This is a genomic window from Pseudomonas sp. PDM19 (assembly GCF_014852215.1).
In the GTDB taxonomy this organism is placed as follows: domain Bacteria; phylum Pseudomonadota; class Gammaproteobacteria; order Pseudomonadales; family Pseudomonadaceae; genus Pseudomonas.
In genome coordinates this window covers 451,036-463,411 of the sequence record NZ_JACVBG010000005.1, presented here as the reverse complement: position 1 = coordinate 463,411, position 12,376 = coordinate 451,036, and the positions used below count along the sequence as shown (strand labels likewise).

General features: G+C 65.8%; 12 protein-coding genes. 2 read left to right on the top strand and 10 right to left on the bottom strand.

All coding sequences use genetic code 11. The features are described 5' to 3' along the window. Positions 1-241: 241 nt before the first annotated feature. Positions 242-805, top strand: a complete 564-nt coding sequence (ahpC, locus tag IB273_RS28580; RefSeq protein ID WP_081518843.1) for an alkyl hydroperoxide reductase subunit C — start codon at positions 242-244, stop codon at positions 803-805. A gap of 197 nt (positions 806-1,002) precedes the next feature. Then, positions 1,003-2,568, top strand: coding sequence for an alkyl hydroperoxide reductase subunit F (gene ahpF, locus IB273_RS28575; protein WP_081518842.1), 1,566 nt, complete (start codon positions 1,003-1,005; stop codon positions 2,566-2,568). A gap of 161 nt (positions 2,569-2,729) precedes the next feature. Here ahpF and cls read toward each other — a convergent pair whose 3' ends face one another. The 10 genes from cls to IB273_RS28525 form a co-directional block, all read right to left on the bottom strand. Continuing rightward, positions 2,730-4,163: a cardiolipin synthase gene (gene cls, locus IB273_RS28570; RefSeq protein WP_081518841.1), complete on the bottom strand. Its 1,434-nt coding sequence runs from the start codon at positions 4,161-4,163 to the stop codon at positions 2,730-2,732. 42 nt (positions 4,164-4,205) lie between these two features. Then, a complete protein-coding gene (locus IB273_RS28565) occupies positions 4,206-5,603 on the bottom strand; it encodes an amidase (RefSeq protein WP_192225580.1) in 1,398 nt (465 codons plus the stop codon). A 96-nt stretch (positions 5,604-5,699) separates the two neighbouring features. Next, positions 5,700-6,281: an alpha/beta hydrolase gene (locus tag IB273_RS28560; protein ID WP_081518839.1), complete on the bottom strand. Its 582-nt coding sequence runs from the start codon at positions 6,279-6,281 to the stop codon at positions 5,700-5,702. A 118-nt stretch (positions 6,282-6,399) separates the two neighbouring features. Continuing rightward, complete coding sequence (locus IB273_RS28555) at positions 6,400-7,053, bottom strand: gamma-glutamylcyclotransferase (protein WP_081518838.1); 654 nt, start codon at positions 7,051-7,053, stop codon at positions 6,400-6,402. 369 nt (positions 7,054-7,422) lie between these two features. Continuing rightward, a complete protein-coding gene (locus IB273_RS28550) occupies positions 7,423-7,824 on the bottom strand; it encodes an ExbD/TolR family protein (RefSeq protein ID WP_081518837.1) in 402 nt (133 codons plus the stop codon). 1 nt (position 7,825) lies between these two features. Then, the gene (locus IB273_RS28545; protein WP_081518836.1) at positions 7,826-8,542 is read right to left on the bottom strand and encodes a MotA/TolQ/ExbB proton channel family protein; all 717 of its coding nucleotides are present in this window, start codon (positions 8,540-8,542) and stop codon (positions 7,826-7,828) included. Positions 8,543-8,591: 49 nt separating this feature from the next. After that, positions 8,592-9,407, bottom strand: coding sequence for an energy transducer TonB (locus IB273_RS28540; RefSeq protein WP_151188946.1), 816 nt, complete (start codon positions 9,405-9,407; stop codon positions 8,592-8,594). 328 nt (positions 9,408-9,735) lie between these two features. Further along, positions 9,736-10,518 carry a MetQ/NlpA family ABC transporter substrate-binding protein gene (locus IB273_RS28535; protein WP_024766992.1) on the bottom strand — a complete coding sequence of 261 codons (783 nt, stop codon included), beginning with the start codon at positions 10,516-10,518 and terminating at the stop codon, positions 9,736-9,738. A gap of 41 nt (positions 10,519-10,559) precedes the next feature. Continuing rightward, positions 10,560-11,225, bottom strand: a complete 666-nt coding sequence (locus IB273_RS28530) for a methionine ABC transporter permease (RefSeq protein WP_024766991.1) — start codon at positions 11,223-11,225, stop codon at positions 10,560-10,562. After that, the gene (locus tag IB273_RS28525; protein ID WP_192225579.1) at positions 11,222-12,232 is read right to left on the bottom strand and encodes a methionine ABC transporter ATP-binding protein; all 1,011 of its coding nucleotides are present in this window, start codon (positions 12,230-12,232) and stop codon (positions 11,222-11,224) included. Before IB273_RS28525 ends, IB273_RS28530 begins: the two co-directional genes overlap by 4 nt. Positions 12,233-12,376 lie beyond the last annotated feature (144 nt).

The window sequence follows — 12,376 nt, the reverse complement described above, 5'->3', positions numbered from 1 at the left end:
TGGGGTAAACGCTGATAACGGCCGGGCCAGACGCTTTGCGTCACGAATCCGGGCGTAGGACGCTACGAATCGCCTGATAGGAAACTTCTTCCTTTTATAGTTCTCTCCATAGAGAGACTCAATTTTCGTGATGCCCTAAATCAATGGGCATTCATTGTCATCAGGCGATAATCTTGCCCCTGTCGAATTTCAACCGATCGACCACTCGATTAAACGACAACTCTCTACGAGGAATTGCCTAATGAATCTGATCAACACCGCCGTTCAACCGTTCAAGGTCAACGCTTTCCACAATGGCAAGTTCATCGAAGTCACCGAGCAGTCCCTGAAGGGCAAGTGGTCCGTTCTGATCTTCATGCCGGCAGCTTTCACCTTCAACTGCCCGACCGAGATCGAAGACGCTGCCAACAACTACGCCGCCTTCCGTGAAGCAGGTACCGAGGTCTACATCGTGACCACCGATACCCACTTCTCCCACAAGGTGTGGCACGAGACTTCCCCGGCCGTTGGCAAAGCCCAGTTCCCGCTGATCGGCGACCCGACCCACCAGCTGACCAACGCCTTCGGCGTACACATCCCGGAAGAAGGCCTGGCGCTGCGCGGCACCTTCGTGATCAACCCGGAAGGCATCATCAAGACCGTCGAAATCCACTCCAACGAGATCGCTCGTGACGTCGGCGAAACCCTGCGCAAGCTGAAAGCTGCCCAGTACACCGCCGCTCACCCGGGTGAAGTCTGCCCGGCCAAGTGGAAAGAAGGCGAGAAGACCCTGGCTCCGTCCCTGGACCTGGTCGGCAAGATCTAAGAACGATCGGGAAGCGGTTGCGCGGCGGCTCCCGCCACGCAACCACCGGGCGTCCGCCCACGAAAGCTTCCCGAGCCGTTTGGCAACACCCCGAGGATGCCTACCGGCATCCTCCCTACCCAAGCCAAAAGCGTGCGTAGGGTGGGCTGAAAAGCCTGCCGGGGAACCCTTTTGCTCAGATTCCGAGGATTTGAATCATGTTGGACGCCACGCTTAAAACCCAGTTGAAGGCCTACCTGGAAAAGGTCCAGCAGCCGTTCGAGATCGTCGCGTCCCTCGATGACAGCGACAAATCCCGCGAAATGAGCGAGCTGCTGCACGAAATCGTCGGCCTGACCGACAAGATCACCCTGCGTGAAGATGGCAGCGACGCTCGCAAGCCGTCCTTCTCGCTGAACCGCCCCGGGGCGAACATCGGCCTGGCTTTCGCCGGCATCCCCATGGGTCACGAATTCACCTCCCTGGTGCTGGCGCTGCTGCAGGTCGGCGGCCACCCGTCCAAGCTCGAAGCCGAAGTGATCGAGCAGATCAAGGGCATCCAGGGTTCGTTCGTGTTCGAAACCTACTTCTCGCTGTCCTGCCAGAACTGCCCGGACGTGGTCCAGGCGCTGAACCTGATGGCCGTGCTCAACCCGAACATCCGCCACGTCGCCATCGACGGCGCGCTGTTCCAGGAAGAAGTCGAGCGCCGCCAGGTGATGGCTGTCCCGAGTATCTACCTCAACGGTGAAGTGTTCGGCCAGGGCCGCATGGGCGTGGAAGAAATCCTCGCCAAGATCGACACCGGCGCCGCTGCCCGCGAAGCCGAGAAGCTGTCGGCCAAGGAAGCGTTCGACGTACTGGTCGTCGGCGGTGGCCCGGCTGGCGCTGCGGCGGCCATCTATGCCGCTCGTAAAGGCATCCGTACCGGCGTCGCGGCCGAGCGCTTCGGCGGCCAGGTGCTGGACACCATGGCGATCGAAAACTTCATCTCGGTGACCGAGACCGAAGGCCCGAAACTGGCTCGTCAGCTGGAAGAACACGTCAAGCACTACGACGTCGACATCATGAACCTGCAGCGCGCCAGCGCGCTGATTCCGGCGAAGACTGCCGGCGGCCTGCACGAAGTGCAGTTCGAGGGCGGCGGCAGCCTGAAGGCCAAGTCGCTGATCCTGGCCACCGGCGCCCGCTGGCGCGAAATGGGCGTGCCGGGCGAGAAGGAATACAAGGCCAAGGGCGTGTGCTTCTGCCCTCACTGCGACGGCCCGCTGTTCAAGGGCAAGCGCGTGGCGGTGATCGGCGGCGGCAACTCCGGCGTCGAAGCGGCCATCGACCTGGCCGGCATCGTGTCCCACGTGACCCTGCTGGAGTTCGACAGCAAGCTGCGCGCCGATGCCGTGCTGCAACGCAAGCTGTTCAGCCTGCCGAACGTTGACGTGATCACCAGCGCGCTGACCAGCGAAGTGAAAGGCGATGGCCAGAAGGTCACCGGCCTGGTCTACAAGGACCGCAACTCGGAAGAGTTCAAGTCCGTCGACCTGGAAGGCATCTTCGTGCAGATCGGCCTGCTGCCCAACAGCGAATGGCTCAAGGGCACCATCGAGCTGACCCCGCGTGGTGAGATCATCGTCGACGCTCGCGGTGAAACCTCGCTGCCGGGCATCTTCGCCGCCGGTGACGTGACCACCGTACCGTACAAGCAGATCGTGATCGCGGTCGGCGAAGGCGCCAAGGCGTCGCTCTCCGCCTTCGACCACCTGATCCGCTCCTCCGCGCCAGCCTGATGACCTCGCGCTAGAGAAAGAAACGCCCGGTTCACGCGAGTGAACCGGGCGTTTTCTTTTGGGACGGTCACAACCCCGGCGACAGTTTTCCCTGTAGGAGCGGGCCATGCCCGCGATCGCGCGCATGGCGCGCTCCTACAGGTCAAGTCCGGTACTGTGGGTCAGAGAATCGGCGACACCAGCCGCGCCACGCGCATCCCCAGCTGCTGCAGCCGGTGCACGCGCTTGCGGTCGTCCAGGGTCATCTCCACCGACTGCGCGAAGTCCTCTTCCAGCATGGTCTCCACGTCGCGGGCGAAGCCTTCGTCGACGGTGATCACCATGATCTCGAAGTTCAGGCGGAAGGAGCGGTTGTCCAGGTTGGCGCTGCCCACCGCGGCGCTGTCGTGGTCGATCAGCACCACCTTCTGGTGCAGGAACCCCGGCTGGTAGCGGAACACCCGCACGCCGGCGCGCACGGCGTCCAGCGCGTACAGGCTGGAGGCGGCGTAGACCGTCTTGTGGTCCGGTCGCGAGGGCAACAGGATGCGCACGTCCACGCCGCGCAGTACCGCCAGGCGCAGGGCCGCGGCGACGGCTTCGTCCGGGACGAAGTACGGCGTGGTGATCCACACCCGCTCCACCGCCGCATTGATCGATTCGACGAAGAACAGCGAGCAGGTTTCCTGGGTGTCCGCCGGGCCGCTGGGCACCACCTGGCAGAGCATCCCGGCGTCGTCGTAACCGTCGGGCAGGATCAGCGTCGGCAGCGCATGGGTGGCCCAGAACCAGTCCTCGGCGAAGCACTCCTGCAGGCAGGCCACCGCCGGACCGTGCAGTTCGATGTGGGTGTCGCGCCAGGGTGCCAGCGGCGGCTTCTCGCCCAGGTATTCGACGCCGACGTTGTGCCCGCCGACGAAACCGCGCACGCCGTCGACCACCACGATCTTGCGGTGGTTGCGGAAGTTCACCTGGAAGCGGTTGATCATCCCGCTGCCGGTGCTGAAGGCATGCACCTGCACGCCGCCCTGGCGCAGGCGCTCGATGTAGCGACGCGATAGCGCGTGGCTGCCGATGCCGTCATACAGCAGGAACACATCCACGCCGTTGGCTGCACGCTCCAGCAGCAGCTGCGCGAGGCGCTGGCCGAGGGCGTCGTCACGGATGATGAAGAACTGCACGAGGATGACTTTCTGCGCGCTGGAAATGGCCTCGAACATCGCATCGAAGGATGCCTTGCCGTTCACCAGCAGGCGCACCTTGTTGTTCGCCAGCGTCGGCATGCGCGCCAGCCCGACCATGGCCTTGAGCGCCTTGTAGGCGTGGTACTGGCGGGCGGCGAGGGCCTCTTCCACCCAGGGACGCCAGTCCAGTTCGGCGGCGGCGACGTGCATTTCCTCGTTGGCCTGCCGGCGCGCACCGATGTAGGCGTCGAAGCGGCTGCGGCCGAAGACGAGGTAGGGCACCAGCGTCAGCAGCGGCATGAACACCAGTGAGGTCGCCCAGGCGATGGCGCCCTGCGCGGTGCGCACGCTGAGCACGGCGTGGACCGCGGCGATGATCCCCAGCAGCTGGATGACGACCAGGAAGTGGGCGATGTAGGTGGTGTACTGCATGGGCGCGCGATCGGTTCCTTGTGGTCGGCGGTGTGCCTGAGCCTAGTTGACTCCCGGCGGCTGCGGCCAGCGGCTGACGGGGCCGCGCCAGTGTTCGTAGGTCTTGCCCAGACGCAGTACCTCGATGTCGGCGAAGCGCGGGCCGACGATCTGCAGGCCAATGGGCATGCCCGCGCTGGTGAAGCCACAGTTGATTGAGAGTGCCGGTTGCTCGGACATGTTCCAGGGCACGGTGAAGCCGATGTGCTCGAAGGGCAGCGCCGGGTCGTTGGTGGGCGAGGCCCACTCGGCCGGGAAGGCGGCGACCTGGTTGGTCGGCGAGAGCAGGAAGTCTATCTCGTGGAATTGCTCGGCGGCCCGTCGACGCATGTCGAAAGTGCGGTTGTAGCCGCGCACCGCGTCGGCGCCGCTGACCGAGGCGCCGCCCTCGGCCCACTGGTAGATGTACGGCAGCACCTTGGCCTGGCGCTCGCGGGGCAGGTTCTCCAGCTCGGCCCACAGGCGTGCGCGCCAGAACTTGTCGAGCCCATCGAGCAGCTCGCGGTCGAGGATCGGCTGCACTTCGACGATCTCCGCTCCCGCATTGGCGAAGCGCCGCGCGACCGCCTCGACGGCGGCTCGGACTTCCGCATCCGGTTGCAGGCCGCAACCTGGATCGAGCTGCAGGCCGATGCGCAGGCCCTGCACGTCCAGTTCCTCGATGTGCCAGTCCAGGTCCGCCGGCGGCAGCGCCGTGGCGTCGCGCCAGTCCGGGCGGGTGAGGTGCTTCATCATCAGCGCCGCATCGTCCAGCGTGCGGGTCATCGGCCCGGCGCAGCGCCCGGTGTAGTACGGGTCGATGGGAATGCGCCCGAAGCTCGGCTTGAAGCCGACCAGGCCGCACCAACCCGCTGGCAGGCGGACCGAGCCGCCGATGTCGGTGCCGATGTGCAGCGGCCCGTAGCCGGCGGCGGCCGCCGAGGCGGCGCCGGCGCTGGAGCCGCCGGGGTTCATGCGCAGGTCCCAGGGATTGCGCGCCAGCTCGTGGAAGCTGGAAAGCCCGGAGGAGAGCATGCCGAAGTCCGGTACCGTGGTCTTGCCCAGCAGGATCGCGCCAGCCTCGAACATCCGCGCGGCAGGCGGTGCGTCGCCGGTTGAAGGTTGCAGCAGGGTGGCGGCGCTGCCCTGGGGGATCGGGTCGCCACGGGTGGCGATCAGCTCCTTGATGGTCACCGGCACGCCATCCAGTTCGCCGCAGGGCGCGCAGCGGATCCAGCGCGCCTCGGAGCGCCGCGCCTGCTCCATCGCCCGCTGCGGATCGAAGGCGAAGAGCGCGCAGAGTTGCGGCTCCCAGCGGTCGATGTGAGCGATCAGATGCTCCAGGTACTCGACGGGGGATAGCTGGTGCGAGCGGTACAGGGCCAGCAGTTCGACGGCGGACAGGTCGTGCAACGGTGGCATGGCGGTCTTCGGCGTGGGGCTATGCCTCACCCTAGCCGAATCCGCGCCGCGATGGGATAGGCGCGGTCGTCACACCGCGCGCCGTCTTTCGTCGGATCAGGCGCGCTGGCGCGATTGCTGGTCGATCAGGTACTGCAGGCGATACAGATGACGGTAGCCCGATTCCCAGGCGCCGTGGCCGGATTTCACGTTGATGTGCCCGGCGGAGGGCAGGATCACCGTCTCGGCGCCCCAGGTGCGGCCAAGGATCAGCGCGCGCTGCGGGCTGCAGGCGGCATCGTTGTCCGAACCCACCAGCACGGCGGGGAAGGGCAGGTTCTGCGCGGCGATGGGGGCGAAATTGCGCAGGGCCTCGTGGCAGGTTTCCCGCTCCACGTCAGCTGGGGCCACCAGCAAGGCGCCCTCGACCTGGGCAAGGGTGCGGCGGTCGGCGCGGGCCGCCCAGGAGGCGACGGTGACGCAGCCCAGGCTGTGGGCAATGAGCACCACGCGGCCCGGTTCGCGGCGGATTTCACGGTCCAGCTCGGCGACCCAGTCGTTGTGCCGCGGGGTGATCCAGTCCTGCTGCTGCACCCGCGCGGCATTCGGCAGGGCGCGCTGCCAGTGGCTCTGCCAATGGGCGTCATCGGAACCGTGCCAGCCCGGCACGATCAGGTAGCGAATGCGTTCATTGCGCATGGAGCGGCCCTCTCGAATCGTCATGAGAAGGCATTCTAGGGAGGGTTTTAATATTCGTTAAGGAATAAGAAATTCTTTGCTTATGCAGTATTTCTATCTAACGAATAGCAATAAGACCTCAGTCCTGCGCCCGGCGCAGCGGACAGCAGCGCGCCAGGATGCCTTCCAGGTTGAGGTCGGGCATGGCGTATTCGCGCAGGGCCTTGGCAGTCTGCTCGACGTAGTCGCGGGTGGTGCCGAAGTGGCCCTGGGCGCTGTCGAGCACATGCTGGACGATGTTGTCGGGCAGGGAGCCGGCGTAGCTGGGCAGGTGGCGCTCGAGGACGAAGCCCAGGGCACGCACGCGGCTGCCGTCGTCGAGGCGGCAGTTCAGCCATTCCGGGCGGTAGGAGGCGTAGGGCATCTCCCGTTCCCACAGCGCGTAGAGGTTGGCGTCGAGGTTGTCGTCGGGCAGGCGGAAGGCGAAGCCGGCGCAGGAGCCGCCACGGTCCAGGCCGAGCACCAGGCCCGGCGCTTCCGGGGTGCCGCGGTGGGTGAGGGACCACAGGTAGAGCCCGCGATGGTAGCCGTGCACCCGCGCGCGGCGTGCCTCGGCTACCGGGAATTCCGGGCGCCAGATCAGCGAGCCGTAGGCGAACAGCCACACCGGACCGGCGCCGTGTTCGCTCATGGTGATGTCGAGCGAGGCGCGCAGCTGTGCGGGTGTGAAGCGTTCCGGCACCCCCAGTGTCGGCGGATAGAACGGGCCTTCCGAAGCGGGAGACGATGTCATGCGGTACCCCTCAGGTCTCCAGACTGTCATCAACTTAGTGGAACAGCGGCGGCCACGGAAGGGCCTGAAAGGCATAGGTTTATTGCCGGGGCGGGGATGACGACGAACGGCGGGTGGTTTGGCAGGCGCAGCAGCCACTGGCGCTCTGGTAGGGCGCATAACGCGCCAGCGTTATCCGCCGTGGGGCAGGTGGCGGATAACCCGTTCCGGGTTATGCGCCCTACGTGAGCAACCGTCATCGGCGCGAAGCGCGCGGATAAAAAAAGGCCGCTCACCCCTGCCTGAGTATTGGGAGAGCGGCCTTGAAGCTCGGTACGTTGTGGAGGTCCCTTTCTACACCCGCTCTGTTTCAGGTGTCTTACAGGTGCCTCAGCGCGCGGTGATCACCGCCAGTTTGGTAATCCCCGCCTTCTCGATGGAGGCCATGGCCTTGGCTACCTGGCCGTAGTTCACCGTCTCGTCGGCCTGCAGCTGCACCCGGACTTCGGCGTCCTTGGCCTTGGCCGCGGCCAGGTTGCTCTGCAGCAACTCCGGCTGGATCTCGTCCTTGTTGATGAACCACTTGCCGGCGCCGTCGATGCTCACCACCAGCGGGTCCTTCTGCTCCGGCGGGGCGACCGCCTCGGTCTTGGGCAGGTTGATCGGGATGGCGTTGGTCAGCAGCGGCGCGGTGACGATGAACACCACCAGCAGCACCAGCATCACGTCCACCAGCGGGGTCACGTTGATCTCGGAGAGAACTTCGTCGCTGTCCTGGGTCGAGAAGGCCATGTCAGCTCGCCTCCTTCACGCTGGCGCCGGCAGCCGGTTTGCGCGCGGCGGTGGGCAGGGTGACGACACGGAAGGCGCTCTTCTGCGCGAGGCTGTAGAAGTCGTGGGCGAAGTCGTCGAGGTCGGCCGCAGTGAGTTTCAGGCGACGGAGGAAGTAGTTGTAGACCAGCACCGCCGGCACGGCGACGGCGATCCCCACACCGGTGGCGATCAGCGCGCTGCCGATGGGGCCGGCGACGGTTTCCAGGCTGGCGGAGCCCGCCGCGCTGATGCCCTTGAGCGCTTCCATGATGCCCCACACGGTGCCGAACAGGCCGATGAAGGGCGAGGTGGAACCGATCGAGGCAAGTACTGCCAGGCCCGATTCCAGGGAGCGGCGCTCACGCTGGATCTGCTGGCGCAGGGCGCGTTCGAGGCGGTCCTGGTGGTTGATCGACTGGGCCAGGTCTGGCTGGCCGTTGTCCTGCACCTGAATGGCGGCGAAACCGGCCTGGGCGACACGTGCCCCGGCGCCGGGCTTGCCGGCGGCCTGGTCACCGGCCGATTCGAGGCTGGTGGCGCTCCAGAACTGCTTCTGGAAGCGCTTGTCCTGGGACTTCTGGCGGGTGAACTGGACGCCTTTCACCAGGGCCAGCGCCCAGGTGACGACGGAGAAGCCGACCAGCAGCCAGATGACTGCGCCTTCGACGGATTCCAGGGGGTTCAGGGGCAGACTCATGGGTGTTCTCCTTCCGCGTTTCTCGTGCGGCTGATCTGGGCAAGTTGAATCAATGCAATTTGAAATCGATGGGTACGCTGACCCAGCCGTCCTGGGCCACGTCGCCGCGCTTGGCGGGGACGAAGCTCCAGCGTTTCACCGCGCGCACCGCGGCATCGTCCAGGGCATCGCGGCCGCTGCTCTTCTGCACCTGGATCTCGCTCGGGCTACCGCTGGCGAGGACGTGTACGCGCAGCAGCACGGTGCCTTCCCAGCCACGGCGCTGGGCCAGGGGCGGGTACTCCGGCGCCGGGTTCTTCAGGTAACCGGCGCTGGCCGAGGGCGGCGTCAGCGGGGCTGGCGCCGGTGCTGCCGGGGCGGGCGGAGCCGGTTGCGGCGGCGGGGTTTCGGCCTTGGGCGGCGTGGGTTGCTCGACCGGCTTGGGCACGGGCTTGGGCTTGGCCACCGGCTTCGGCTTGGGTTTGGGGATCGGCTTGGGCGGCGGCGGTTTCACCGCGTTCTCATCCACCACCGGGGGCGGCGGCTCCTGCACGACCGGCTCGGGAATCGGCTCGGGCGGCGGCGGCTCGACCACCGGCGGCGTAGGTGCGGTGAATTCGATGGTCATCGGCGGCACCTGCGGCGGCACCTCCGGCAGTTGCGGGGTGGGCTGCTGGCTCAGCCAGTAGACCACCGCACCGTGCAGTGTCAGGGCAAACAGACCGAGCAGCACGGCTTCGCGGCGGCTCAGCGCGCGGGCTTTCGCCGGCACGTGGCGGCCCAGCTCCAGCGCGTGGCGCAGCGGGCGGCCGAGATCGACCAGGTCGCCGCCGGGCACGTGGCGCAGGAACGCATCCGGCGCGAGGGCATGCTGGGGTTGAGCCATGAACGATCTCCTTGCTGGTCTGCGCGGCTCTAAGTCGCGCCTGGAACGGACCTGCATGATTGGCGGAGCGTCTTAGCTCTTGAAGTGATTGTTTCTCTTATTTAAATAACTTTCAGTGCTATGTGTTTTGGGCGAGTCGCTGCAGGCCACGCCATCCGGGGCTTTGCGCGATTCCATGAAAAACCGATGCCTTTGCGGCATGGAAAATATGCAGGAAAGGCTGGTGATTATTTGATCAATGGCCCTGGCGCGCGGCTTTGCGAGGCGCTGAAACGAAAAAGCCCGGTCATTCGACCGGGCTTTTTTCAGCGCGTCAGCTACGCGGCGATCAGAACGCCGGCACCACGGCACCCTTGTACTTCTCGAGGATGAACTGCTTCACCTCGGGGCTGTGCAGTGCGGCGGCCAGCTTCTGCATGGCGGCGCTGTCCTTGTTGTCCGGGCGGGCAACCAGGATGTTCACGTAGGGCGAGTCGGCGCCTTCGATGGCCAGCGCGTCCTTGGTGGGGTTCAGCTTGGCTTCCAGGGCGTAGTTGGTGTTGATCAGGGCGAGGTCGACCTGGGTCAGCACGCGCGGCAGGGTGGCCGCTTCCAGCTCACGCACCTTGATGTTCTTCGGGTTCTCGACGATGTCCTTCGGGGTGGCGGTGATGGACTTGTTGTCCTTCAGCTTGATCACGCCGGCCTTGTCCAGCAGCAGCAGCGCGCGGCCGCCGTTGGTGGCGTCGTTGGGAATCACCACGGTGGCGCCGGAGGGCAGCTCTTCGAGCTTCTTGAACTTGGTGGAGTAGGCGCCCAGCGGCTCGATGTGCACGCCGGTCACGGCGATCAGGCTGGTGCCCTTGGTCTTGTTGAACTCATCCAGGTACGGTTGGTGCTGGAAGAAGTTGGCGTCCAGGCGCTTCTCGGCGACCTGGGTGTTGGGCTGCACGTAGTCGGTGAATTCCTTCACCTTCAGCTCAACCCCTTCCTTGGCCAGGATGGGTTTGACGAAGTTGAGGATCTCGGCGTGCGGCACCGGGGTGGCGGCGACGGTCAGGCTGTCGGCGGCCTGGGCCAGCGGGGCGGCGATGACTGCGGCGGCAGCGAACGCGGCGAACAGTTTCTTCATGGTTGGCTCCTATGTCGGCCCGCATCCGGCGGGCCTTGTGGTTATTTGCGCGAGTAGTGGACCACCAGCTTGTCGCCGACGGTCTGCAGGATCTGGACGAGGACCACCAGCATCACCACGGTGAGCAGCATCACGTCGTCCTGGAAGCGTTGGTAGCCGTAGCGGATCGCCAGGTCGCCGAGGCCGCCGGCGCCGACCACGCCGGCCATCGCGGTGTAGGACACCAGGGTGATGGCGGTGACGGTGATGGCGGCAATGATGCCCGGGCGGGCCTCGGGCAGCAGGGCGTTCCAGATGATCTGGCGGGTGCTGGCGCCCATGGCCTGGGTGGCTTCGATGATGCCCTTGTCCACCTCGCGCAGGGCGGTTTCCACCAGGCGCGCGAAGAACGGCGTGGCACCTACCACCAGCGGCGGGATGGCCCCGGCGACGCCCAGCGAGGTGCCGACCAGGATCACCGTGAGCGGGATCAGCACGATCAGCAGGATGATGAACGGCAGCGAGCGCAGCACGTTGACGATGAACGCCAGCACGCCGTAGATGCCGCGGTTGGCGAACATCTGCTTGGGCCCGGTGAGGAACAGCAGCACGCCCAGGGGCAGGCCGAGGATGACGGTGAACAGCAGCGAGCCGCCGAGCATCCAGAAGGTGTCGAGGCTGGCCTGGAGGATTTCCGACCAATCAATATTTACGAAGAAATCGCTCATGCGCGCAGCACCTCCACATGGACTTCGGCCGCGTTGAGCTGCGCCAGGGCGGCCTCGATGTCACCGCCCACCAGGGACAGGGTGAGCTGGCCGTAGGGTTGGTCCTTGATGCGGTCGATGCGCCCGGCAAGGATGCTGTAGTCGACGCCGGTCTGGCGCGCGACGGTGCCCAGCAGCGGCGCGTAGGTCGCCTCGCCACGGAAGGTCAGGCGCAGGATGCGCCCCGGTACGTGGGCGAAATCGTCGTGCTGCTCGTCCTCATCGACGCGCTCGGCTTCGAAGACGAAGCGGCGGGTGGTCTCGTGCTGCGGATGGAGGAACACGTCGGCGACCTCGCCCTGTTCGACGATGCGCCCGGCATCCATCACCGCGACCTGGTCGCAGACGCGGCGGATCACGTCCATCTCGTGGGTGATCAGGACGATGGTCAGCTTCAGCTCGCGGTTGATTTCCGCCAGCAACTGCAGGACCTGGCCGGTGGTCTGCGGGTCGAGGGCGCTGGTGGCCTCGTCGCAGAGCAGGATGGTCGGCCGGCAGGCCAGCGCGCGGGCAATGCCGACGCGCTGCTTCTGGCCGCCGGAGAGCTGCGCCGGATACTTGCGCGCGTGGTCCTTGAGGCCGACGCGATCGAGCAGTTCGTCTACCCGCGCGGTGATCTCGGCGGCGCTGAAGGTGCCGGCGAGCTTCATCGGCATGGCGATGTTGTCGGCGACGGTCTTGGAGGCCAGCAGGTTGAAGTGCTGGAAGATCATCCCGACGCGCTGGCGGAAGCGGCGCAGGCCGTCCGCGTCCAGGGCGGTGATGTCTTCGCCGTCGATGACGATGCGTCCGCCGCTGGGCTCTTCCAGGCGGTTGATCAGGCGCAGCAGGGTACTTTTACCGGCGCCGGAATGGCCGATCAGGCCAAAGACCTGACCGCCCTCGATGGACAGGCGGGTCGGCTGCAGGGCCGGGATATCGCGTCCGGCGACGCGATAGGTCTTGTGGACGTCGTGGAATTCGATCACTTAGCGAACCTTGTGGGTACGGGGAGGCGCCGCTCGCTGCCGGGGCCGTCGGATGAACAGGCGTAGGGAACGAGCGTAGGCGGTCAGCCAAAACCGCGCATTTTAACCTGCTTTTTTATGGCTGATTAATCTTTGTTCAGCTAA

What these genes read in the sequence shown, in the direction of transcription:
- ahpC (WP_081518843.1), top strand. Translation starts at nt 242, where the DNA reads ATGAATCTGATCAACACCGCCGTTCAACCGTTCAAGGTCAACGCTTTC.
- ahpF (WP_081518842.1), top strand. Translation starts at nt 1,003, where the DNA reads ATGTTGGACGCCACGCTTAAAACCCAGTTGAAGGCCTACCTGGAAAAG.
- cls (WP_081518841.1), bottom strand. Translation starts at nt 4,163, where the DNA reads ATGCAGTACACCACCTACATCGCCCACTTCCTGGTCGTCATCCAGCTG.
- IB273_RS28565 (WP_192225580.1), bottom strand. Translation starts at nt 5,603, where the DNA reads ATGCCACCGTTGCACGACCTGTCCGCCGTCGAACTGCTGGCCCTGTAC.
- IB273_RS28560 (WP_081518839.1), bottom strand. Translation starts at nt 6,281, where the DNA reads ATGCGCAATGAACGCATTCGCTACCTGATCGTGCCGGGCTGGCACGGT.
- IB273_RS28555 (WP_081518838.1), bottom strand. Translation starts at nt 7,053, where the DNA reads ATGACATCGTCTCCCGCTTCGGAAGGCCCGTTCTATCCGCCGACACTG.
- IB273_RS28550 (WP_081518837.1), bottom strand. Translation starts at nt 7,824, where the DNA reads ATGGCCTTCTCGACCCAGGACAGCGACGAAGTTCTCTCCGAGATCAAC.
- IB273_RS28545 (WP_081518836.1), bottom strand. Translation starts at nt 8,542, where the DNA reads ATGAGTCTGCCCCTGAACCCCCTGGAATCCGTCGAAGGCGCAGTCATC.
- IB273_RS28540 (WP_151188946.1), bottom strand. Translation starts at nt 9,407, where the DNA reads ATGGCTCAACCCCAGCATGCCCTCGCGCCGGATGCGTTCCTGCGCCAC.
- IB273_RS28535 (WP_024766992.1), bottom strand. Translation starts at nt 10,518, where the DNA reads ATGAAGAAACTGTTCGCCGCGTTCGCTGCCGCCGCAGTCATCGCCGCC.
- IB273_RS28530 (WP_024766991.1), bottom strand. Translation starts at nt 11,225, where the DNA reads ATGAGCGATTTCTTCGTAAATATTGATTGGTCGGAAATCCTCCAGGCC.